Annotated in this window: 20 protein-coding genes; 12 read left to right on the plus strand and 8 right to left on the minus strand. The window is 71.0% G+C overall.

Annotated features, from left to right (window positions below; genetic code table 11):
- Positions 1–12: 12 nt before the first annotated feature.
- From IFU40_RS02785 to IFU40_RS02820, 8 genes are all read left to right on the plus strand, one after another.
- Positions 13–960 (plus strand): fumarylacetoacetate hydrolase family protein, encoded by a 948-nt coding sequence (locus tag IFU40_RS02785; protein WP_070409008.1) that lies wholly within the window; start codon positions 13–15, stop codon positions 958–960.
- Complete coding sequence (locus IFU40_RS02790; RefSeq protein ID WP_191925286.1) at positions 957–1,946, plus strand: cyclase family protein; 990 nt, start codon at positions 957–959, stop codon at positions 1,944–1,946. Before IFU40_RS02785 ends, IFU40_RS02790 begins: the two co-directional genes overlap by 4 nt.
- Before the next feature lie 35 nt (positions 1,947–1,981).
- Positions 1,982–3,115, plus strand: coding sequence for an FAD-dependent monooxygenase (locus tag IFU40_RS02795; protein WP_191925287.1), 1,134 nt, complete (start codon positions 1,982–1,984; stop codon positions 3,113–3,115).
- Complete coding sequence (locus IFU40_RS02800; RefSeq protein WP_191925288.1) at positions 3,112–4,149, plus strand: amidohydrolase family protein; 1,038 nt, start codon at positions 3,112–3,114, stop codon at positions 4,147–4,149. The genes IFU40_RS02795 and IFU40_RS02800 overlap by 4 nt, the downstream gene beginning before the upstream one ends.
- Positions 4,146–5,117 (plus strand): fumarylacetoacetate hydrolase family protein, encoded by a 972-nt coding sequence (locus IFU40_RS02805; protein WP_191925289.1) that lies wholly within the window; start codon positions 4,146–4,148, stop codon positions 5,115–5,117. The genes IFU40_RS02800 and IFU40_RS02805 overlap by 4 nt, the downstream gene beginning before the upstream one ends.
- A gap of 130 nt (positions 5,118–5,247) precedes the next feature.
- Positions 5,248–6,039, plus strand: coding sequence for an SDR family NAD(P)-dependent oxidoreductase (locus tag IFU40_RS02810; RefSeq protein WP_191925290.1), 792 nt, complete (start codon positions 5,248–5,250; stop codon positions 6,037–6,039).
- Between the two features lie 130 nt (positions 6,040–6,169).
- A complete protein-coding gene (locus tag IFU40_RS02815) occupies positions 6,170–7,663 on the plus strand; it encodes an MDR family MFS transporter (protein ID WP_191925291.1) in 1,494 nt (497 codons plus the stop codon).
- Between the two features lie 26 nt (positions 7,664–7,689).
- The gene (locus IFU40_RS02820; RefSeq protein ID WP_191925292.1) at positions 7,690–9,303 is read left to right on the plus strand and encodes a GMC oxidoreductase; all 1,614 of its coding nucleotides are present in this window, start codon (positions 7,690–7,692) and stop codon (positions 9,301–9,303) included.
- A gap of 99 nt (positions 9,304–9,402) precedes the next feature.
- Here IFU40_RS02820 and IFU40_RS02825 read toward each other — a convergent pair whose 3' ends face one another.
- The 4 genes from IFU40_RS02825 to IFU40_RS02840 all read right to left on the minus strand — a co-directional run bounded on the left by IFU40_RS02825 (position 9,403) and on the right by IFU40_RS02840 (position 13,618).
- A complete protein-coding gene (locus tag IFU40_RS02825) occupies positions 9,403–10,848 on the minus strand; it encodes an HNH endonuclease (protein WP_191925293.1) in 1,446 nt (481 codons plus the stop codon).
- Positions 10,849–11,020: 172 nt separating this feature from the next.
- Positions 11,021–12,175 (minus strand): Gfo/Idh/MocA family protein, encoded by a 1,155-nt coding sequence (locus IFU40_RS02830; RefSeq protein ID WP_191925294.1) that lies wholly within the window; start codon positions 12,173–12,175, stop codon positions 11,021–11,023.
- Positions 12,148–12,855, minus strand: a complete 708-nt coding sequence (locus IFU40_RS02835; RefSeq protein ID WP_191925295.1) for a ThuA domain-containing protein — start codon at positions 12,853–12,855, stop codon at positions 12,148–12,150. The genes IFU40_RS02830 and IFU40_RS02835 overlap by 28 nt, the downstream gene beginning before the upstream one ends.
- Positions 12,856–13,045: 190 nt before the next feature.
- Positions 13,046–13,618: a hypothetical protein gene (locus tag IFU40_RS02840; protein WP_191925296.1), complete on the minus strand. Its 573-nt coding sequence runs from the start codon at positions 13,616–13,618 to the stop codon at positions 13,046–13,048.
- Positions 13,619–13,776: 158 nt separating this feature from the next.
- Between IFU40_RS02840 and IFU40_RS02845 the strand changes: the two genes are divergently transcribed.
- From IFU40_RS02845 to IFU40_RS02855, 3 genes are all read left to right on the plus strand, one after another.
- On the plus strand, positions 13,777–14,166 hold the full coding sequence (locus IFU40_RS02845; protein WP_055832614.1) for an ester cyclase: 390 nt from the start codon (positions 13,777–13,779) through the stop codon (positions 14,164–14,166).
- Between the two features lie 162 nt (positions 14,167–14,328).
- Positions 14,329–14,613: a hypothetical protein gene (locus IFU40_RS02850; protein ID WP_055832616.1), complete on the plus strand. Its 285-nt coding sequence runs from the start codon at positions 14,329–14,331 to the stop codon at positions 14,611–14,613.
- Positions 14,613–15,050, plus strand: coding sequence for a BLUF domain-containing protein (locus tag IFU40_RS02855; protein WP_191925297.1), 438 nt, complete (start codon positions 14,613–14,615; stop codon positions 15,048–15,050). Before IFU40_RS02850 ends, IFU40_RS02855 begins: the two co-directional genes overlap by 1 nt.
- Before the next feature lie 64 nt (positions 15,051–15,114).
- Here IFU40_RS02855 and IFU40_RS02860 read toward each other — a convergent pair whose 3' ends face one another.
- Complete coding sequence (locus tag IFU40_RS02860; RefSeq protein WP_191925298.1) at positions 15,115–15,813, minus strand: SGNH/GDSL hydrolase family protein; 699 nt, start codon at positions 15,811–15,813, stop codon at positions 15,115–15,117.
- A gap of 82 nt (positions 15,814–15,895) precedes the next feature.
- Positions 15,896–16,504, minus strand: coding sequence for a YdeI/OmpD-associated family protein (locus tag IFU40_RS02865; protein WP_191925299.1), 609 nt, complete (start codon positions 16,502–16,504; stop codon positions 15,896–15,898).
- 132 nt (positions 16,505–16,636) lie between these two features.
- On the opposite strand from IFU40_RS02865, the gene IFU40_RS02870 reads away from it, so the two are divergent.
- A complete protein-coding gene (locus IFU40_RS02870) occupies positions 16,637–16,996 on the plus strand; it encodes a hypothetical protein (RefSeq protein WP_055832624.1) in 360 nt (119 codons plus the stop codon).
- Between the two features lie 291 nt (positions 16,997–17,287).
- On the opposite strand, the gene IFU40_RS02875 is transcribed toward IFU40_RS02870, so the two are convergent.
- On the minus strand, positions 17,288–20,059 hold the full coding sequence (locus IFU40_RS02875) for a discoidin domain-containing protein (protein ID WP_191925300.1): 2,772 nt from the start codon (positions 20,057–20,059) through the stop codon (positions 17,288–17,290).
- Positions 20,060–20,506: 447 nt separating this feature from the next.
- Complete coding sequence (locus tag IFU40_RS02880; protein WP_342343462.1) at positions 20,507–21,541, minus strand: LacI family DNA-binding transcriptional regulator; 1,035 nt, start codon at positions 21,539–21,541, stop codon at positions 20,507–20,509.
- Between the last annotated feature and the right edge of the window lie 22 nt (positions 21,542–21,563).

The raw sequence follows: 21,563 nt of genomic DNA on the forward strand, positions 1-21,563 counted from the left end.
AGTGAGAATGACATGACGACCGCACCTTACGCACTCGCCCGCTATCGCGACGGGGATGCCGTGCGCGTCGGCCTCGTGGCCGGCGACCGCATCCGCCCGCTCGACGCAGACGTGCTGGGCGGCGGTCTGAACGTTTTCCTCGCCGACCCCGACTGGGACCGGATCGCCGCCCTCGCGGACGCGCCGGGGGAGTGGCGACCGATCACCGACGTCACCCTCACCGCTCCCGTCGAGCCGCGACAGGTGCTGCAGACCGGCGCCAACTACCGCGAGCACGTCATCGAGCTCGTGGCCGCCGGCCTGACGCAGAACACCGATCGCACGCCCGACGAGGCCCGCGCGTTCGCCGCCGACATGATGGACGAGCGCGCCCGCAGCGGCGAGCCGTACTTCTTCATCGGCCTGACCGCCTGCGTCGTCGGCGACGACGTTCCCCTCGTCCTGCCCGCGTACAGCGAGGTGCACGACTGGGAGCTGGAGCTGGCCGTCGTCATCGGCCGCGAGGCGTTCCGCGTCTCGCGCGAAGACGCCCTCGACCACGTCGCCGGGTACACGATCGTGAACGACGTGACCACGCGCGACCTCGTGTTCCGCAAGGACATGAAAGAGATCGGCACCGATTGGTACCGGGCGAAGAACGCGCCCGGGTTCCTGCCGACGGGCCCGCTGCTCGTCCCCGCGCACTTCGTCGATCCCGCCGACACCCCCGTGCGCCTCGAACTGAACGGTCAGGTGATGCAGGATGCCTCGACGTCCGATCTGCTGTTCGACGTGCCGGCGCTCGTCTCGGCGGCGTCTCAGACCCACCCGCTCCTGCCCGGCGACCTGCTGCTGACCGGCAGCCCCGCCGGCAACGGACAGCACTGGAAGCGCTTCCTGCGCGACGGCGACGTCATGACGGGAACCATCGGCGCGCTCGGCACGCAGGTCGTGCGATGCGTGGCGGAGGACGCGGAATGACGCCGTCCGAGAACCCGGCCGACCTCGACCGCCAGAACCCCGAGTCCGAGATCGCGGCACGCGCCGAGGCTTATCGCAATTGGGGGCGGTGGGGCGACGACGACGTGCTCGGCACCCTGAACTTCATCGACGCCGAGAAACGCCGGGCGGCCGCCGCGCTGGTGCGCGACGGCGTCTCGATCTCGCTGTCGCAACCCTTCGACACCGACGGCCCGCAGAAGGGCTGGCGCCGACGCACCAACCCCGTGCACACGATGACCGACACGGGAACCGACGCCGAGCGCGGCAACCAGGGCTTCCCCCACGGCATCGGCGGAGCCGACGACGTCATCTCGATGCCCCTGCAGTGCTCGACCCAGTGGGACGGCCTCGGCCACATCTTCGACCACGGCTTCGCGTGGAACGGGCGGCGGGCGGGCGACGTCGTCACCAGCGACGGCGACCTGGTCACCGGCATCGAGCACGCGGCCGACGTCATCGTCTCGCGCGGTGTGCTACTCGACCTCGGCCGCCACCTCGCGCCCGAGACCGGCGAGCTCGCCGACGGTCACGCCATCACCGCCGACGACCTCGACGCGTGCGCGGCGGCCGAGGGAGTGCGGATCGGTCGCGGCGACATCGTGCTCGTGCGCACCGGCCACTACACGCGCGCCCGTCGTGACGGCTGGGGCGACTACGCCGGTGGCCCCGCCCCCGGGCTCTCGCTCACCACCGCCGGCTGGCTGCACCGCACCGAGATCGCGGCCATCGCGACCGACACCTGGGGCTTCGAGGTGCGACCGAACGAGTTCGACGTGCCCGCGTTCCAGCCGCTGCACCAGGTCGTCATCCCGAACATGGGCCTGACGATCGGCGAGATGTGGAACCTCGACGCGCTCGCCGAACACTGCGCCTCCGCGGGACGCTGGGAGTTCCTGCTCTCGGCGCCGCCGCTGCCGATCACCGGGGCCGTCGGATCGCCCGTGAACCCCGTCGCCCTGCTGTAATCCCCCACCCCGTCCCAGAACAGAGAGGTTCTGACATGACCGCCGTTCAGAAAGTCGCGATCGCCGGAGCCGGCGTCGCAGGCCTGGCCACCGCCATCTTCCTCAGCGAGGCCGGCGTCGAGGTCGACCTCTACGACGCCCAGCCCGCGCTGTCCACGCGCGGATCGGGCATCACGCTGCAGGGCAACGCCCTGCGCGTCTTCGACGAGCTCGGCGTGTGGGACGAGATCGCCGCAGCCGGAAAGGCGTTCGAGGGCCTCAACCTGCGCGCCCCCGGCCCCGGCGCCCCCGTCGTCGCCGCTCTCCCCGACCTGAAGACCGGTGGTCCCGACTACCCCTCCACGATGGGCATGTCGCGCCCCGACCTCGCCCGCATCCTGCTGGCCGCGGCCGAGAAGAACGGGGCGCGCGTGCACTTCGGTCAGCGCGTGACACGCGTCTCGCAGACCGACGACGGCGTCGCGATCGAGGTCGACGGCGAGCCCGCGGGCACGTTCGACCTGCTCGTCGGGGCCGACGGCCTGCACTCCGCGGTGCGCGAGATGATCGGCATCCACGTCGCGCCCGAGCAGACCGGCATGGGCATCTGGCGCACCTTCGTGTCGCTCCCGCCCGACGTCGACCGCAGCGAGCTGTACTACGGCGGACCGATGTACATCGCCGGGTACACCCCCACCGGCGACGACACGATGTACGCCTTCCTCGTCGAGGCGGCTCAAGACCGCTCCGGCGCCACGCCCGAAGAGGCCCGCCGCATCATGGTCGAGCAGTCCCGCGCCTACGACGGTCCGTGGAACCACATCCGCGCCGACATCGAGGCCGGCGCCGACGCCAACTACACGTGGTTCACTCGCCACCTCGTCGAGGCGCCGTGGAACCGCGGTCGCGCCGTCGTCATCGGCGACGCCGCGCACAGCTGCCCTCCCACGATCGCCCAGGGCGCCGCCCAGGGCCTCGAAGACGCGGCCGTGCTGAGCGAGCTCCTCGTGAACCGGGATGCCGTCGACCAGGCGCTGTGGGACGAGTTCCACGCCCGCCGCGTCGAGCGGGCCAAGGCCATCGTCGAGGCCTCGGTGCAGCTCGGGCAGTGGCAGCTCGACGGCGTCCGCGACGCCGACATGGGCGGTCTGATGTTCGGTGTCGCGCAGCTCACGGCGGCCCGCGCGTGAGCCTCACGAGCGACGGCGCCGCGAACGGCGAGATCACCGACGTCCACGCGCACCTGCTCATGCCCGGCCTGCACGCCGAGGTCGAGCGTCGCGTGCCCGACGAGGTGCAGGCCGCGGCCGACCTCGAGCGGCGGCGCAACGGCGTCGAGAGCCTGCAGGCGTCGGGCCGCATGATCGGCGAGCGCTTCCCGCGCCTCACCGACGTGGGCGCCCGCCTGGCCGCGATGGACGCGCAGGGCGTCGACCGGCAGTGGGTCAGCCCCTCTCCGAACCACTTCTACCCGTGGGCGAACGAGGGTCTCGCGACCTGGGCGAGCGGTGAGGCGAACCGCCTGATCGCCGAGCACGTCGCCGCCGCCCCCGACCGCCTCGTCGGCCTCGGCGTCGTGCCGCTGCAGCACCCGCACCTCGTCGTCGACGCGCTCGACGACGCCGTGCTCGGTCGCGGTCTCGCGGGTGTGGAGATCTCGTCGTTCGCGGGCGACGTCGAGCTCAGCGACCCGCGTCTGGAGCCTTTCTGGGCGCGCGCGGCGGAGCTGCGGGCCGTGGTGTTCCTGCACCCGTTCGGCTGCTCGCTCGACGAGCGCCTCGACCGCTTCTACCTCTCCAATGCCGTCGGGCAGCCGACCGAGAACGCCGTCGCGCTGTCGCACCTGATCTTCGCGGGCGTGCTGGACCGGCATCCGGGGCTCCGACTCGTCGCCGCGCACGGCGGCGGGTACCTTCCCACCGCGATCGGGCGTTCCGACCGCGCGTGGAGGGTGCGCCCCGAGGCGCACGGCTGCGCGCACGCGCCGTCGACGTACCTCTCGCGGATCTGGTTCGACACCGTCGTGCACGACGAGCGGGCGCTGCGCTGGCTCGTCGAGGTGGCGGGGGCCGACCGCGTGCTCCTCGGCAGCGACTTCCCCTTCGACATGGGTCTCGACGAGCCCGTCGCGTTCGTGCGCGGGGCGGGACTGCCCGATGAGGCCGTCCGCGCCGTGCTGGGCGAGAACGCCGCCGACCTGCTGCGCACCCGGGTGCACGCGTGAGGATCGCGCGCTGGGCCGACGGTGCCGACATCGGTGAGGGTTTCGTCGATGCCGACACCGTCGTCCCGTTTCCCGACGGCCTACGGGTCGCCGAGGTGCTCGCTCAGGGTCTGAGCGCGCTCCCCGCGCTGTTCGCCCGTCGTGACACCGACACCGCGCGCCCCCTGGCCGAGGTGCGCCTGCTCGCCCCGCTGGTTCCGGCGTCGATCCGCGACTTCGTGGCTTTCGAGGAGCACGTCGAGGGTGTGAGCGCCTCGGTCGACGGAAAGAGCGAGGTCGTGCCCGAGTGGTACGAGGCCCCCACGTTCTACTTCACCAATCCGCACACCGTCCGCGCGACGGGCGACGTCGTGGCGATCCCCGAGACGCAGCGCCTCGACGTCGAGCTCGAGCTAGCCGCCGTCATCGGCGCGGTCCCGGGTTCGGACGGCGAGAATCTGGATGCCGTCGCCGCCGCGGACCACATCTTCGGCTACACCGTGATGAACGACTGGTCGGCCCGCGACCTGCAGTCGCGGGAGATGAAGGTGCGCCTGGGGCCCGCGAAGGGCAAGGACTTCGCCATGACCCTCGGACCGTGGATCGTCACGGCCGACGAGCTGGAACCCTTCCTCGACGACGAGGGCTTCCTCGCCGTGCGCGCCGAACTCTTCATCAACGGCGAACGCATCGGTCACGACCTCGTGTCGAACATGGGCTGGCCCTTTCCCGAGCTCGTCGCGTACGCCGCGCGCAACTCCGTCGTCGTCCCGGGCGACGTGCTCGGCTCGGGCACGGTCGGCAACGGGGGCTGCCTCGGCGAGCTGTGGGGCCGTCGCGGCGGCCTCGACCCCCGCCCGCTCGCACCCGGCGACGAGGTGCGCCTGGTGATCGAGGGCGTCGGCGAAGTCGTGAACGTCGTCGGCGAGCGCGTTGCGGCGCCGCCCGTACCCCGGGCCCGCGTCCGGTCGCGAGCGCGCGCGAGATGAGCTCGCGTCACGGTGCCGCCCGAGCCCCGCACCGGTGTTCGGGTGGCGGGAGCCGGCGTCCGTCGCGACGAGGGCCGCGGGGTCTCCCTCTCGCGAACGATCGGTCGCGGCCGACCCGGCGGCGATCGCGATGACGTCCGACGGCGACCCCGCCCTGCGGCTCCCCGGTCTCGCCGGCAACCTGTTCGTCGTCACCGGAGCGGCGGGTGGGCAGGGGGCCGAAGACGCGTTGACCCTCGCTCGCGCGGGCGCCGAGGTGGTCGCCGTCGACCTGGCCGCCGCGGCCCCCGATCTGCTGTCCGCGGCTCCTCCGGACTCGATCGCCTACCGGCGCCTCGACGTCTCGTCCGAGGCCGAGTGGGCAGCCCTCGCGAGCGCCCTGGCGGGTCGTCGTGTGCGCGGGCTCGTCAACAACGCCGGAATCACCCACCGCGCGCGCATCGGCTCACTCGATCGCTCCGACTGGGATCGCGTGTTCGCCGTGAACGTCACGGGTGCGATGCTCGGCATCCAGGCCCTCCTTCCGCTGATGGATGCCGGATCCTCGATCGTCAACATCGGCTCGGTCGCGGGGCTCACCGGGCACTACACGGCGGCGTACACCGCGAGCAAGTGGGCCCTGCGGGGCCTCACGCACGCGTGCGTCACGGAGCTCGGGCCCCGCGGCATCCGGGTGAACCTCGTGCACCCGGGCTACATCCGCACCCCCATGACCGCGAGCGCCCCGCCCGCTTTCGCCGAGGCGAACGCGGCCGTGATCCCGCTCCACCGCGCGGGTGAGGTCGGTGAGGTGGCGTCGATCGTCGCCTTCCTGCTCTCGGATGCCGCGACCTTCCTCACGGGCGCCGAGATCGGCGTCGATGGCGGTCAGGCGCTGTCGGGTGCGGCCACGTACCTCTCGGATGCGCTCCGCTCGCCGTAATGTTGAATTTCGACATAAGTCGGCTATGATGAGGGGGACGTCGGGGCTCACGCAGCCCGTTCGCCCGGTGAGGGAGCCGGAGCGGCACATACGGTCGCGTCGATCGCCCGGTCGTACGGGCGCCCCGCGAATGACTCTCTCTCCCGCCCGCGTACGCATCCTCGTCGCGGCCCTGCTCACGGTGTCGTTCCTCGGCGCCCTCGACCACACCGTCGTCTCGACCTCGCTCGCCACGATCGCCGGCGACCTCGGCGCCCTCGAGCACATGAGCTGGATCATGGTCGGCTACACGCTGGCCGCGACCGCCATGCTCCCCGTGCTCGGCAAGCTCGGCGACATCGTCGGGCCGCGCCGCGTGTTCCTCGTGTCGATCGTGACCTTCCTCGTCGCCTCGCTCATCTGCGGCTTCGCGCCCGACCTGGGCTGGCTCATCGCCGCGCGCGTCCTGCAGGGTCTCGGCTCGGCGGGCATCCAGCTGATGTCGCAGACGATCATCGCCCGCGTCACCAGCCCCCGGCAGCGCCCCCGCTACATGGCCGTCATCGGGGCTGCCTTCCCCGTCGCGATCGTCGTCGGGCCCGTCGTCGGCGGTCTGATCACCGACTACTGGGGATGGTCGTGGGTGTTCTGGATCAACATCCCCGTCGGTCTCGTCGCCCTCGCCCTCGCCCTGATCGCCCTCCCGCGCCTTCCCGGCGGCGCCCACCCGCGCTTCGACATCCCCGGCTCCGTCGTGTTCACCGGCTCGCTGCTCGCGCTCGTGCTGTCCGTGACCTGGATCGGCGACGAAGGCCTGCGCCCCGCGGCGGTCATCTGCGCGGTCGCGGCGGTCGTCGGCATCCTGGCCCTCGTCGCGATCGAGCGGCGCGCGGCCGAGCCGATCCTGCCGCCCCGGATCCTGCGCAACCGCACGATCCTGGCCTGCCTCGGCCTCTCGCTCATCATCGGCGCCGGTCTGTTCGCGGTCGTCGCGTACGTGCCCACGTACATCCAGATGGCGTACCGCACGACGGCGACCGTGTCGGGTCTCGTCCCCATCGCGACCGTGCTCGGCATGCTCGTCAGCAACCTGCTCACCGGGTGGCTCGTGAGCCGCTCCGGCCGCTACCGCGCCTACCCGGTCATCGGCACCGCGCTCGGAGCCGCCGGCCTCGGCGTCATGGCCGCGCTCCCCGTGGGAGCGCCGCTGTGGGTTCCGATGATCGTCATGGCGACCGTCGGCATCGGGACCGGCTCCTTCATGAACCTCATCTTCGCCGTCGTCCAGAGCGCCGCGCGGCGCGACGACCTCGGCGCCGTCACCGCCACGACCAACATCGTGCGCCAGGTCGGCTCAGCCGTCGGCACCGCGGTCATCGGGGGCGTGGTCGGCTTCGGCGTCGCGGCGAACCTCCCCTCGGGGGTGGATGCCAGCACCCTGACCCCCGCGGCGGTCCGCGCCGCGCCCGCCGACCTGCAGGACCAGGTCGCCGCGATCTACCACGACGTCTTCGCCCCCGTCTTCCTCGGCCTCGCGGTCGTCTACGCCTGCGGCGTCGTCATCGCGCTGCTGCTTCCCCCGGGACGTCTGTCGGATGAGACGCCCACCCCGGCGGCCCCCGCCGCCGTCCGTCAACCCGCCTGATCCCCGCCCGTCTCGAAGGAGAGAACATGTCCGACACCCCCACCATCGCCGTCGTCGGCAGCGGGCCCATCGGTGCCGCCTACGCCCGCGTCCTGCTCGAGAACCTCCCCACCGCGCGCGTGATCATGTTCGAGGCCGGCCCGCAGGTCACCGAACGCCCGGGCGAGAGCGTGCGCAACATCGTCGACCCCGACGAGAAGGCCCGCGCCCGCGAGCGCTCGCAGGGCCCGCAGGCCGGGGACTTCCGCGAGTCGCTGGGCCTGCCCGCCGGTGCCGTCGTCGAGGGCATGTTCACCGCCCGCCAGGGCACCCACCTGCTCGACTTCGGCGGCGAGGGCTCGGCGCACGCGCCGACCTTCCCCGCCGCGGCCGCCGCCACCAACGTCGGCGGCCAGGGCTCGCACTGGACCTGCGCGATCCCACGCCCCGCCTTCAGCGAGAAGCTCGACTTCATCGCCGACGACGAATGGGAAGACCTCATCACCACCGCCGAGGACCTCCTGCACCACCAGAGCGCCGCCTTCTCGGACTCGCCCGTCGGCGCGGCCATCCGCACCCTGCTCGACCGGGAGTTCGCCGCCGAACTGCCCGAGGGCTACGGCGTCAGCACCCTCCCCGTCGCCGGTGACCCGCAGCCCGACGGCTCCATGCGCTGGGCCGGCGCCGACATGGTGCTCGGACCCCTGATCGAGCCGGGAACCGACACCGCCGCCCGCTTCGACCTGCGCGATCTCACCCTCGTGCGTCGCATCGAGCACGACGGCACCCACGTACGCGGACTCGTCGTCGAGGACCTCCGCACCCGGGAGGAATCCTTCGTCGACGCGGATGCCGTGATCGTCGCCGCCGACGCCTTCCGCTCGCCGCAGCTGCTGTGGGCCTCGGGCATCCGTCCCGCGCCGCTGGGCCGCTACCTCACCGAGCACCACGTTGTCATCAGCACCGTGTCCCTCGACCAGGAGCGCATGAGCGCCCTCGTCTCGGACGACGAGCTCGAGGCGGAACTCGCCCGCCGCGCCACGAACCCCGCCGACCCGGTCGCCGCGGTCAACCGCATCCCCTTCTCGGAGCCCGCCCACCCGTACTCGGCGCAGATCATGTACGCCGAGAACCCTCCCTTCCCCCTCGACCCGGCCCACCCCCAGGCGGGCAACCGTTGGGGATACGTCAACATGGGCTTCGGCGTACGCAAGTTCCCCCGCGTCGAAGACGGCGCCACCTTCAGCGACGACGAGCTCGACTACCGCGGTCTGCCCAACTTCACGATCGAGTACGCCCTCACCGAACGCGAGGAAGCCGAGATCGCCGAGGCCACGCAGCGCCTCCGCCGCGCCGGCTCGGCGCTGGGCACCTTCATCGCGGAACCCCGCCTGCTCCCCAACGGCTCGAGCCTGCACTACATGGGCACGATGCGCGCCGGCACCGACGAGGCCACCTCGGTCGCCGACCCGTACTCCCGCGTGTGGGGCTTCGACAACCTCCTCGTCGGCGGCAACGGTCTGATCCCGACCGCCAACACGATGAACCCCACCCTGACGAGCGTCGCCATCGCCGTGCGCGGCGCCCGTCACCTCGCCGACGAACTGCGCGCGGATGCGGACCGCACCGACGAGGAGCGCCCCGGAGGAGCCACCGTCTGAGGCCGGGGCCGGGACGATCGGCGTCCCGGCCCCGGCGCTCAGGATCGCTCCGGTGGTGCAGGCGAACACGCTCGCGGGGGCGCACAGATCTCCCGGTGTTCATCTGTGCCCGGGGCTCTCGTCGCGCGGTCTCGGCGCAGCGGATGGGGGTGGCGCGCCGCGTCGAGGGCCGGGAACGAAAGTCACGGCGGGCGGGTAGGGGAGGGGCTCGTCGACGTACGTCCGCCCGGTGGGCGAGGTCCATTCGAGCACCCCGCCCTCACGTTGCCGCACCTTCCAGGCGGTGAACTGCTTCTGGGTGTGGTGACGCTGACACAGGTGGGCGAGGTTGCCCGTCTCGGTACGGCCACCCAGAGCGTGATCGTGCGTGTGGTCGACTTCGCACCGGATTGCGGGGGCGGTGCACCCGGGCCAGCGGCAGTGGCGGTCTCTCGCCCTCAGGTAACGGTCGATGGCGGCCGTGCGCTGATAGGTGTCGACGTGCAGCACGGCCCCGGTGATGGGGTGGGTGATCACGCGGTCCCACGGACGTGTGGTCGTCTCGGCCAGCCGGCGAGCGGTGGCGGCGTCGATGGGACCGTGCCCCACCAGCTCGGCGGGGTCGGCGTTCTCTCGGCCGGGGTCGAGCATCGTGAGGGCCGGAACGACGACCTGCACCCGGGCGCGGATGGCTCCGATGGTCCCCGGCCCGTCGTCGTCGCGGGTCGGGTCGGACAGGGGCGATGCTGTGAGGAGCAGGTCGGCGAGGAGGTCGGCCCGCACCTGATCAGGCGTGCGCACGTCGGGCGCGGGTGGCGCCTGCGGCATCCGGTCACTCACGGGCGCGCCACCGGCGGGCGCGCGGCTCGCCTCGCCGCTGTCCCGTGTCGCGGTGACCGGGGGCCGCGCGTCACGAGCGTCGACGAGTGCTCGGCTCTGCTGCATCAGCCGGTCGTAGATCCCGACCGCGAGCACCGTCGGCAGCGTCGCAATGAGATCGGACATGCCGTCGTCGCCCCGGACGACCCGCACGTTCCGCCGCGCGCGACCGGCGCGGTGGCGTTCGGTGAGGGTGGTCGGCTGCAGCCGCTCGGCCAGTGCCGCCAGGCGCGTCCGGAGCAGGCCGGGACTGAGCCCCTCGGCCTCCGCGGCGGCGAGGGCGTCGAACTCCCGGTGTCGTTCCGCGGGCAGCGTCGCGCCGATGTCGGTGATCACGTGGACGTGCGCTCGCGCCAGAGCGCCCGACTGCCAAGCGTCGAGCGTCGCCGGAAAGCTCTCGGCGATCAGCATCGCGTGTCGGATCTGCGCCTGCACGGTGCGATCCGACAGGTGCTCGGCCGCCCCGATCTCGGACGCCACCTCCCGGAGGGCCAGATCGGCCTCCCGCGACGACGCCGGTCGCCCTGCGCGTCCCCAGAGGGCGAGACGCCCCGCTCGAGCCAACGCGCGCACCCGCCGGGCTTCGACGGAGGCCATCGCGGCATCCAGATCGAGCACGTCGGTCACCACCGACGCGAGAGCCGGAGCCCCGTGATCGGGTTCTGGTGACGAGGCCGGCGATTGCATGTGTGCACGCTAGCGGGGGCCTTCGACACCCTGACGAGGTCTGCGGCGAGATCGGGATGGATGACGGGACTCGGCCGATGGGGAGGAGTGGCGGGGCATCACTCGGCGCGAAGAGATGTCGCGCGCATACCGCGCGATTCGCGAAGGCCCACGGGTTCCGCGGGCGCCTTCGCTACCCGGCCGCGCCACGCGCAGGGAAGCCCCGCCACACCTCCACCGGCGTCAACGGAACGAGCGGTGGCACCAGAGCCGTGGTCTCGAGCACGATGCGTCGGCCCTCCCGCGCAGACAGCGGCAGCGCCGTCATGATCTCGGTCACGTGCAGCGCCATCGCCCCACTCGCGCGCCCGGGCGAGGACGCGCCACCGCCCGCCGCGCCGTCGGGCTTGGCGCCTCCGCGCACCATGTCGATCACGCCGATCCCGCGCCCCGCGGCAACGTACCCGGCGGTCGGCGGCAGCTCGACCCAGTCGCGGGCGCCCGGCGCCAGGTGCCGTACGACCCCGTCGAAGTTGTTCGGATCCGGCACCGCCAGCGAACCGGCCTCACCGTGCACTTCGATCGGGCTCGCCGTGGACCCGGCCGCGTCGAAGCTGAAGGTCACCGTCGACAGCGCGCCGGAGGCGTGCCGGAGCGTTCCGGTGACGTGCGTGTCGACCTCGACCGCGATGCTCTCGCCCGCGCGGGGCCCCGATCCGATGACGCGTTCGCTGCGTCCGCGCGAGACGTCGCCGGTGACGGAGACGACGGGCCCCAGCAGGTGCACCAGCGAGGTCAGGTAGTACGGCCCCATGTCGAACAGCGGCCCGCCGCCCTGGCGGTAGTAGAAGTCGGGATTCGGATGCCAGTGCTCATGGCCCGCCGACACCCACGTCGCCGTGGCGGCGGTGGGCGTGCCGATCAGGCCGCTCTCGACCGCCGCGCGTGCCGTCTGGATGCCGGTTCCGAGCACCGTGTCGGGTGCGCTGCCGATCTCGACGCCGACCGCTTCGGCATCCGCCACGATCTGTTTCGCGTCGTCGAGGGTCGTCGCGAGAGGCTTCTCTCCGAACACGCGTTTGCCGGCGGCGATCGCCGCCCGGGCGATGTCGGCGTGCGCGGCCGGGATCGTGAGGTTCACGACCACGTCGATGTCGTCGGCGGCGAGCAGCGCGTCGACGCTCAGCGCCCGCGCGTGGTCGAGCGACGCCGCCACCTCGGCGGCGCGTTCCGCCCGCAGATCGGCGACCGCGGCGATGCGCACGGCGGGGTGTTCGCGCAGCGTGTCGAGGTACTGCTCGCTGATGACCCCGAGGCCGATCAGACCGATGCGCGTCGGCTCGCCCACAGCAGCCCCCTCTCGATGATGGTGCGCACGTTGTCGTCGGCCAGCACCGAGGGGTCATGGCCGGGGGTCGCGACGAACACCCGTCCTTCGCCCCAGGCCCGCGTCCACACGGCGGGAGAGACGATCGGTCGGTGCCACGGCTCGTCGACGCGAACCGGGTGGGTGGTGGTGGCGAGTACGTCGTTCAGATCGTCGTGCAGCACCCAGTACTGCTCGGTCGTGAGCGAGAAATCGACGATCCCGCTCATGATCTGGTGCGTGCGGCCGAGGTCGGTGAGCTCGATGCGGTGGTCGAGGAACACGTCGGTCCCGTCTCCGACGCGATCGCCCGGATCCTTGGACGGGTGGGCGGCGAACTGGCCGCCCACCAACTGCAGGTAGTCCGCTTCGTGGCGGTACGAGTCGACGATGCCGCCGTGCCATCCGGCGAGCCCGGTTCCGGCGGCCACCGCGCGCCGCAGACCCTGGATGCTCTCGCGATCGGCCTCGCTCATTGTCACGGACTGCACGACGAGGTCGACGCCCCGCATGAGATCGTCGTCGGCGTAGACGCCCGGTCCGTCCTCGATGCGCACGTCGAAGTCGTTGTCGCGCAAGAACGGCACGAACATGTCGGTCGCCTCGATGGGATGGTGGCCCTCCCACCCCCCGCGCACGATCAGAGCTGTGCGTGACGTCATCGTCGCCCCCTTCGGCATCCGGATGCCATCGACCCGACGACGGCATCGACGGTCACGCTACCGTCGACCCCCGACATCGCCCGCGTGATCTGCGCGAACCGGACACGTCGGCCCGCGCTGCCTGCTCCGCCATCGCGCCTCCGACCCCGGAGCCCTCCGGCGGTCGTCCGCACGGGCGAGCCCGTACCCCTTACCTCGCGCGATCGACGCCCTCGTCGTCCATGGGCCGCCGCCTCGATCGGGACACGCGCCACCAGCCGTAATCGACCGAGGCTGCGGCGACGACCACGACGACCACTGTCTCCGGGAGCGTGGGCGGGCCGTCGTCGGTCACGAGTGCGGAGAGCCCCACGACGAGCAGTCCGGTGAGGGCGCCGAAGACGGTCCACACCGCGAGCTGCACGCCCGTCGAGTTCACCCGGCGCAGGGCGCTCGCGACGAGCCATGCCGGCCCGACCGCCACGGCCGCGACGGCGACGGTCAGTGCGCCCCCGACGAGTCCCACGACCGCGGTCAGGGTGATGGCCAGGGTGGTGAACGCGTGCACCGGGCTGACGCCGAGCGACGGGGCCTGCTGGACGGCCTGCACGCTCGTGTCGATCACGATGACGACCAGCATGGCCAGCAGGAACATCGCGCAGGCTCGCGCCGCCGCCCGCAGGACGTCGCGCCAGCGGGCGCTAGTTCGCGAACCGCCGGCCCGCGAACCGCCCGGTCGCGCGTCGCCCTCGCGAGCCGCCCGCGTGCGATGTGCGTCATCCATGAGGCGAGCCTAGAGCCGCGCTGCCGCGGTCCTGGCGTCCTCCCCCGCAGGGCAGTAGGCCCCGCGCTCCGCCCGCGAGGTGCCGAACCGCTCCCCACACCCCGCCTCGAACCCGGCCCGCCGATCCCCGCCCGCCCCACCCCGCCGATAATGGACGGGTGGAGTCCTGGGAGACGCGAGAGTGGTTCGCCGACTTCCTCGACGCCCTCAACCGCCACGATCTCGACGACGTGCGGGGCTTCCTCGACCCTGGAGTCCGTCGTGCGCACCTCCCCGCGGGCGCCGACGCGTGGATCGCCGACTACGCCGACCTGCTGCGGGGCTTCCCCGACTGGCAGTGGAAGCGCATCCAGCTGCTCGTCGAAGACGACCGCCTCGCCGTGCACCTGCGCGGGGGCGGGACGCACACCGGCCCGTACGGGCACCTCGCGCCCACGCGTCGGCGCGCCAGCATCGCCGCGTTCGCGATGTACCGGATCGAGCGGGGGCGTGTCGTCGAGGCATCCGGAACCGATGACGCTGCCCAGGTGCGCGCGCTCCTGGGCTGAGGATTCCCACTGCCATCGCCGGAGTGGGCGCGGCGACGGGTCCGGATGCCGCGCCGGCGGCGGACGGGTCGCGGTTCGCCTGTCAAGGGCGCAGCGGTGTCGGAGGTGCCGGGTAGCTTCGCTCATGCCCGGTCATTCAACGGGCAGAAGGAGCGGTGTCCCATGCACGCGACTGAACGCCCCGGCGCGGGCGTCGTGTGGGCTCGTGTCGAAGACGGGTTCCACGTCGGCAGCCGCAACGGCGCCTTCCTCGGGTACATCGATCGCCAGGCCGACGGGGGCTTCCTCGCCTTCGACGGTCGCTCGCGCGTCGTCGGACGCTTCGACGCGCTGACCGCCGCGATGGCGGCCGTCACCAACGGGCAGCCCCCGCAGGACGCCGAGATCACCCTGCAGCAGGTTCGCGTGCCGGCCCCGCGCGGGCTCGGCCAGGGCGGGGTGCGCTGATGGCGGCTCCCCTCGTCTCCGTCTCGTACGTCAGCACCGAGACCGACCCCTTCGACGACGAGCGTCTGGCCGCGCTGCTCGCGCAGAGTCGGCGCTCGAATCACGAGCACGACCTCACGGGCATGTTGCTGCATCGCCGCGGGCGCTTCTTCCAGGTGCTGGAGGGGCCGCAAGACGCGGTGGACGCCCTGATCGCGAAGATCCGTGAGGACGCGCGGCACCACGACATCCGCATCCTGCTCCGTGAAGACCTCGACGACCGCCGCTTCGACGAGTGGACGATGGGGTACGAGCCCATCGGCGTGCCGTCGACGCCGCCCCCCGAGGGGTTCCGCGACACCTTCGACGACCTCGAGTCCGCCGACGACGAGATCAGCTCGCGGGCGGTGCGCGAGTTGACGGTCTGGTTCCGGGCCCGCACGGCGGGCGACCGCTGATCCCGTCACCGCCGCGACGGCGGTCGAGCCGTTCAGCAGAGCGGGCAGGTGATCTCCTTACCGGTCACAGCGGCGGGTCGAGGCCGCGGAGCGCGGCATCCATCTTCTCGGCCATGACGGCGTATCCGGTGTCGTTCGGGTGCAAGCCGTCCGATGCCATCCAGCTCTCGGCGTCGTCGGCGTAGTGCCCGTCGAGCCAGTGGCTCGCTCCCTCGATGTGGTCGGCGCCGATCCTCTCGGCCGCGTCCTCGACCCACCCGGCGATCACGTCGACCGAGGCGGGGCGTTCCGCGGTGTACCAGAACGGCTCCACGACGACGATGCGCGCTTGCGGCAGACCGTCGTGCAGGCGCTGCAGGTCGTCGTCGATCGTCGCGCGGATCTGGTCGGCCGCGCGGTCGTAACTGAAGTTGTCGTTCAGGCCCATCGTGACGAACACGATGTCGGGCTGGTCGTCGATGACGAGGGCGGGAATGTCGTCGAGACCCGCCCCCATCGTGGCTCGGCGGTTGACGAAGCCGAGGCCGTTCTCGCTGCGGTTGATCTCCTGCCACCCGCGCTCGACCGAGACGATCGTCGACCACCGGTGGTCGGACGAGCTCGCCCCGGTCCCGCGCGTGTACGAGTCGCCGTAGAACGAGACGACCGGTCCGTCGCCCGTCGGAGCGGGGACGGGGGCGGGGGAGGTCTGAGCCGAGCAGGCCGTGCCCGCCAGGATCGCGGATGCCACCACCACGAGGCTGAGCAGTCGTCGCGCGCGCATGCTCTCATTGTCGGCGCGGATGCGAGGGGCGGGGCCGTCCAGGGTGAACCGTGCCGGATCGCGCCGGGCGCCTGCCGTCGCGTCACGCGCCGAGCGTGGACCCGCTTTCGGGTGTCTCGGGGTGGTCGGCGGCCGGTGCCGCGAGCCGCGCGACGTGGCGGGCGATGCGCGCCGCGCGCGCGGTCTCGGACGTCGCCGTGACGACGGGGTGCAGCACGGAGTACCGCTCCGACTTGTTCAACGCCGCGAAGCGACGCGCGGCCGCGGGCTCGGCATCCAGTGCCGCCTGAAGATCGGCGGGGACCTCGATCGCCGCGGACCCCGCGTAGGCGCGCTCCCAGCGGCCGTCGGCCTGTGCGCGCCGGATCTCGGCGGCACCGCGTTCGCGCATTCGCCCCTCGTCGGCGAGGCGGTCGACGATTCCGACGTTGCGCGTCGACCACATCGACCGCGCGCGGCGCGGGGTGAAGTGCTGGCGGAACGTGGCGGCGTCGCGCGACTGCTTTCTCCCGTCGATCCAGCCGCTGCACAGGGCTTCGTCGAGGGCCTGCGCGTACGTGAGCGAGGTCGGGGCGGTGGTGCCCTTCTTGGCGAGCACCAGCCACACGCCGTCGTTCGTGCTCTCGTTCTCGTCGAGCCAGGCCCGCCAGGCGTCGGCGTCGACGACGGTGAGTTCGAGGGGGTCGGTCATGTGGAGTGCCTCCTTCGCGCGGGCCGCACGAGCACGATAACGCGCACCTCCGACACGGCGCCCCCCTATCGGAGCGGGCACGTGCGAGGCAAGCGGCCCCCGGCGGCCTTCGGCATCCGGTGTCATGGATGCATGCGATGTGTGACCTATGCGGGCGAGACCGTGACCACGACCGACGACGTTGCCGAGGCGCTGGTGCAGCTGACCGCGTCGATCGCCGCCGACGGGCAGGCCGAAGCGGTGAGCATCCCGATCGTCACCGACGACGGCGAGACCGAACAGGCGGAGCTCGTCATCGGTGTGGGCAACGATGTGCTGAGCGCGCCGGCGGCGTGGGAGCGCGAGGAGCCCGACTTCGGCTGGGCCGCGGAGCAGCTCCGTCAGCACCGGCGCTACCCCCAGTCGACCGCTGTCGCCCACGAGCAGACGAGCGACGACACCAATCCCGACGCTTTCTGGGACCCCGACCTCGAGGGGTTCACGCGCGCCTGAGCCCGCACCCGAGGGGGGAGCTCGTCAAGCCCACCCTCGCCGCCGCGCGCCGACGTAGCGTGAGGCATCCACGCCGACGGCGGCCGGTTTACCGTCCCGGCGTGTGAGCCCCGGACAGTCCGGGCGGCTCCGCTGTTTCGCGGGCGCCGCCCGGACGCCGGGGGCCTGTCATGGCGGATGTCGGATGCCATTGGGGGACGACTCATCCGCACCAGCCGGGGTTCCCCGCGCTACCGCCGTCGCTGACGATCAGGTGCGTCGCTCCCTTTGAGGTGGCGACGCACCCCGGTGTCAATTCGTCAGCACGTTGAGCATCCCGACCGACCACCAGCGCCCGGGGTCTTTCCCGGTGTTGTGGACGTTGATGTATCGGGCACTCCTGGGGGCGAACAGCGCGGTGATCACTCCGTACCCCTCGCCGGCAGCGACCTTGGTCCAGGTGGATTTGTCTGTCGACGTGTAGACCTCGTATCCGCGGGGGTAGTCTCCCCCGCCGTTGTCGGGGCCGCCGGTGGCCAGAAGCTGCACGCCCTTGAGCGCACGAGGTGCGCCGAGATCCACCTCGAACCACTCATTGCCCATCTGCGCCTGCGCCGATTGCCATCGGGAATCCAGCCACTGATCGATACCCGCGTTCGCCGCGGAGCTGTTGAGTGAGGCGCTCGCGGCCCAGCCGGTGTGGCTGAGCGATGACCAGGTGACTCCCGACGTCGTCGACCGCGCGCCGTTGTAGACGCGGGCCTCCGCGATGCTCCACCAGTTCGTGCTGGAGCCGGAGGTCAACTGGATACGGATGTAGCGGGCGGAGCGGGCACCCGTCTCGATGCGGGTGAGGGCCGATGTGCCGCCCCCTGTGGCGACGGCGGTTCCCCAGGTGCTGCCGTCGTTGGAGACATGCACGGTGAACCCGCGAGGGAAATCCCCTGACCATTGGCCGGCATCGAGCTCGACAGCGGTGAAGGATCGTTGCGTGCCCAGATCGAGTCTGACCGACTGTCCAACCGTCTGCGCGGTGCCCGTGGTCCACCGCGTCGAGGCTGTTCCATCCCACAGGGCGTTGGCGGACGTGTTCTGAGCGGCCGTCGTGGCCGTTGGCGTCCCCGTGCCGCGGGGGAGCAACCCCGTCGTGCTGTCGTAGACGCTGAGGTCTCCGATCGACCACCATTTGCCGGCAGCGGCGGTGAGGCTGATGCGGAGGTACCGCGCGGAGGTTGAGGCGAAGGCCATATTCGTGAACGACGAGGTGCCGCTTCCCGTCGCGATGGCGGAACCCCACGTGGAGCCGTCCGTCGACGTGTGCAGCGAGTAGCTCGCCGGGGAGTCCGTCGGCAGTTGGATCTGGTTCAGGGACACCTGATCGAACGTTCGAGTGGCGCCGAGATCGAGCGTGAAGGATTGACCTGCTGCCTGATCCACGCCGGACATCCAGCGCGTGCGAGGGTTGCCGTCGATGGCCTGCGCGGGTGTGAACGCGTCCGAGGTGTTCGAGGCCGAGGCCGTCCATCCCGCTCTGCTGAGCGAATTGCCGGTGGTGGGCGTGTACACGTAGGTCGCGATGGTGTCGCCGGGGACCACGTCGGAGAACTCGCCGTCCGGGGTCGCGATACGGATGGGTGCGGGCCCGGTGTCGAGCTGCGTCGTGTTGTATCGCGCTGCGTCGGCGTCGGTGCGGCCTGTCGCATCGGGCCGGTTCGCCACGACGACCACGACGGAGCCGTCGGGATTCTGGAATGCGACGTTCGAGATCGTGCCCATGCGGTCGGTCGAATCGATGCGCTTCGCTCCCAGTTGGATGTTCCGGGAGAACTGGCCCCAGATGTAGTACCAACCGTTGAGGTCGTAATGGGTCGGGTCGCCGACGCGGGGCGAGATGAGCGATGGGGTGTCGGCATCCGGGTCGTTGGGGTTGACCCGTCGGTCCATCCACCAGCTCGGTCCCGCGTTGCACAGGACCAGATCGTTCGTGGTGTCGTCGATGGCGTTGCACTGGGTGTACTCGAACATCGTCGCCCAGCCGGAGTAGCTGCTCACCCCGCCGCGGAAGAACTCGATGAGTTTGTTGGCGCCTTGGGTGATCTCCGTCATGTGCTGGGTCTTGCCCGGGTACTGCGCAGCGACGACGTTGGGCTGCCACATGGTGGTGCTGTCGTAGTTGTGGAAGGCGATCCCGTCCACCGTCGGGTTGGTCGCGCTGTCACCCAGGAGGGCGTCCGTGTAGGCGAAGGTGTCGCCCGTGAGGTTCGCGTCCATGCCCCAGACCTTCGCGGTGATGCCGGCCGCAGAGAATTTCTGGTCGAGGACCTTCGCGAAGTCCTGCATCTGTCCGGGAGTGAAGCAGGTCGTGGGATAGGGCATCTGGATATCGGGTTCGTTCTGCAGGGTGACGGCGTAGATCGGGATCCCCTGGGCGGCGTAGGCCTGAATGTATTTGACGTAATAGTCCGCCAGCGCGGGGTAGTAGTCGTTGGCGGAACCCGTGTGGTTCGGCCCGGAATTGCCGTGCTGCACGCGGGGCTCGGTGCCATTCGTCGCGCAGTGACCGAAGACCCCTTCGGGGCCGGTGATGCTTGCGTTGGTCTTCATCCAGGCGGGCGGCGACCACAGGGAAGCGTAGAAACGCACCTCGGGGTTGATCTCGCGCATGCGCTGCATCACCGCGATCTTGCCGTCGCTCACGTCGCGGGCGATGGAGAAGGTCGACAACGTCGGGTCCGGTGTGCCGTTGTTGTCCGCGTAGGTCCAGAAGCCCGTCGTTTTGGCGCTGCGGCAGAAGTCGGCGCAGCCGATGGTGGTCCGCCACAGATTCATGTTGTTGCCGTTGGCCTTGCTCACCAGCGCCTGCAGAGCACCTTCTCTCTCGGTGGGGTCGAGCCGACCGAGATGGTAGATCGTGGTGTCTTCGAGGGAAGAACCCCATCCGTCATAGGTCTGGTACGAAACGGACGGGTCGACGTTGATGGTCGTCGTCGTGCTCGCGCTCAGCGGGGCCAGGTTCTTCTCGGCTTGCGGCGAGAGTCGGTAGGAACCCTCATCGACGTTGTAGGACGTGTAGGAGACAGCCACCGATCCGCCCGCGCCCGTGGCCGCGGTTGCGTGCGGTGGGGCGAGGGGGAGAACGGTCCCGCTCAACGCGACCGCGACAGCTGACGCCAGCGCGAATCCGGCGGCGTATTTACGAGTTCGAGGGGACAACGACCAGCTCCTTTGCCGGGTGGCATCCGCTTTCTGCGGACGCATCAAGCGCGCGTCGATCCCGCGCTGCCGCCCTTCAAGACAGGGGGACCGCGGCTGAGCCGTGCGTGACGTGGACCATTAGATCGACGCGGTATCCGCATGTCAACAACTTTTTGAAGCGCTTCAGCTCGACCGCCCAGCGCTGCGGGTCGACGACCTACCGCCACGGTGAAGACGACCGCGTCGATCGAGGGGCGCACCGTCGTTCCTCGGGACGGGTCGGAATCGCGCCGGCGACGCGCGGTCCGACCGGGTGCGAGCGTGGCTCGAGTGCCGTCAGGCCGTTCCGCCCAGCGTCGAGCGTCGAGGGATGAGATGCGGTCTGAGGGACATCGAGGGGCTGCCCGTCGGCGCCCCGGACATCTCTTGCAAGAGCAGTTCAGCCGCGGCTCTTCCCATCTCTTCTCCGGGCTGGCTCACTGTCGTGATGGGGACCGCGCTCTCCGAAGCGAAGTGGTTGTCGTCGTATCCCGTCACCAGCAGGTCGCCGGGTACGTCGAAGCCGTGCTGTCCGCGCAGGCCGTCGATCACGCCGATGGCGAGGAGGTCCGATGCGCACACGATCGCGTCGTACGTGTAGGGGTCGCGCGAAGAGATCCCCTCCGCTGCCACGCGGCCGTGACGGATGCCCAGCCCCGTCGTCTCGATGACGGAGACCGTCGCTCCGCCCTCGGCCGCTGTGTGCGCGACGCCGGTGTAGCGGTCCTTCACGGCAGAGAGGAACATCGGTCCGCCGACGAAGACGAACCTGCGTCTGCCGAGGTCGAGGAGGTGCTGAGCGGCGAGGGATCCGCCGTAGATCTCGTCGACGGCGACGCCTGCGTACGCGGGATTGGGCGCGGGTGCATTGACGAGCACCGTGGGGGTGGAATGCACGGGAAGCGTTCCCGCGGTGGCCAACGGGGTGTCGAGCGGGGCGAACAGGATCCCTGCGACCCGGGATCGCTCGAACAGCTCGAGATTCTGAACCTCGCGTGCGGGATCCACATCGGTGTTGGCGATGAGAACGTTCATCCCGCTGAGTCGCAGCAAGCGCTCAGTGCCCCGGGCGATGTCGACGAAGAACGAGTTGCCCAGGTCGGCGACGACGAGCCCGACGGTCGTGCTCTGGCCCGCCGCGAGCGAGCGCGCCGCGTCGTTTCGGATGTATCCGAGTTCGGCGATCGCGGCCGACACCTTCCGCCGGGTGCGTTCGCTGACCTTCTCGGGGTTGTTCAGAACGTTGGAGACCGTGCCCAGCGCCACGCCCGCGTGACGCGCGACATCCGTCATGTTCGGACGCGGTTTGGCAAGCGCTTCGTTGGTGGTCACATCGCTCCTCTGTGTCCACAAC

It is taken from the genome of Microbacterium sp. CFBP 13617, assembly GCF_014839445.1.
GTDB lineage: Bacteria > Actinomycetota > Actinomycetes > Actinomycetales > Microbacteriaceae > Microbacterium.

Bases quoted from the DNA above. Each gene is read 5' to 3' on its own strand.
- IFU40_RS02835 (WP_191925295.1), bottom strand. From the start codon at position 12,855: ATGACGTCACGCACAGCTCTGATCGTGCGCGGGGGGTGGGAGGGCCAC.
- IFU40_RS02870 (WP_055832624.1), top strand. From the start codon at position 16,637: ATGCGATGTGTGACCTATGCGGGCGAGACCGTGACCACGACCGACGAC.
- IFU40_RS02865 (WP_191925299.1), bottom strand. From the start codon at position 16,504: ATGACCGACCCCCTCGAACTCACCGTCGTCGACGCCGACGCCTGGCGG.
- IFU40_RS02840 (WP_191925296.1), bottom strand. From the start codon at position 13,618: ATGGATGACGCACATCGCACGCGGGCGGCTCGCGAGGGCGACGCGCGA.
- IFU40_RS02785 (WP_070409008.1), top strand. From the start codon at position 13: ATGACGACCGCACCTTACGCACTCGCCCGCTATCGCGACGGGGATGCC.
- IFU40_RS02825 (WP_191925293.1), bottom strand. From the start codon at position 10,848: ATGCAATCGCCGGCCTCGTCACCAGAACCCGATCACGGGGCTCCGGCT.
- IFU40_RS02860 (WP_191925298.1), bottom strand. From the start codon at position 15,813: ATGCGCGCGCGACGACTGCTCAGCCTCGTGGTGGTGGCATCCGCGATC.
- IFU40_RS02855 (WP_191925297.1), top strand. From the start codon at position 14,613: ATGGCGGCTCCCCTCGTCTCCGTCTCGTACGTCAGCACCGAGACCGAC.
- IFU40_RS02795 (WP_191925287.1), top strand. From the start codon at position 1,982: ATGACCGCCGTTCAGAAAGTCGCGATCGCCGGAGCCGGCGTCGCAGGC.
- IFU40_RS02790 (WP_191925286.1), top strand. From the start codon at position 957: ATGACGCCGTCCGAGAACCCGGCCGACCTCGACCGCCAGAACCCCGAG.
- IFU40_RS02810 (WP_191925290.1), top strand. From the start codon at position 5,248: ATGACGTCCGACGGCGACCCCGCCCTGCGGCTCCCCGGTCTCGCCGGC.
- IFU40_RS02820 (WP_191925292.1), top strand. From the start codon at position 7,690: ATGTCCGACACCCCCACCATCGCCGTCGTCGGCAGCGGGCCCATCGGT.
- IFU40_RS02815 (WP_191925291.1), top strand. From the start codon at position 6,170: ATGACTCTCTCTCCCGCCCGCGTACGCATCCTCGTCGCGGCCCTGCTC.
- IFU40_RS02850 (WP_055832616.1), top strand. From the start codon at position 14,329: ATGCACGCGACTGAACGCCCCGGCGCGGGCGTCGTGTGGGCTCGTGTC.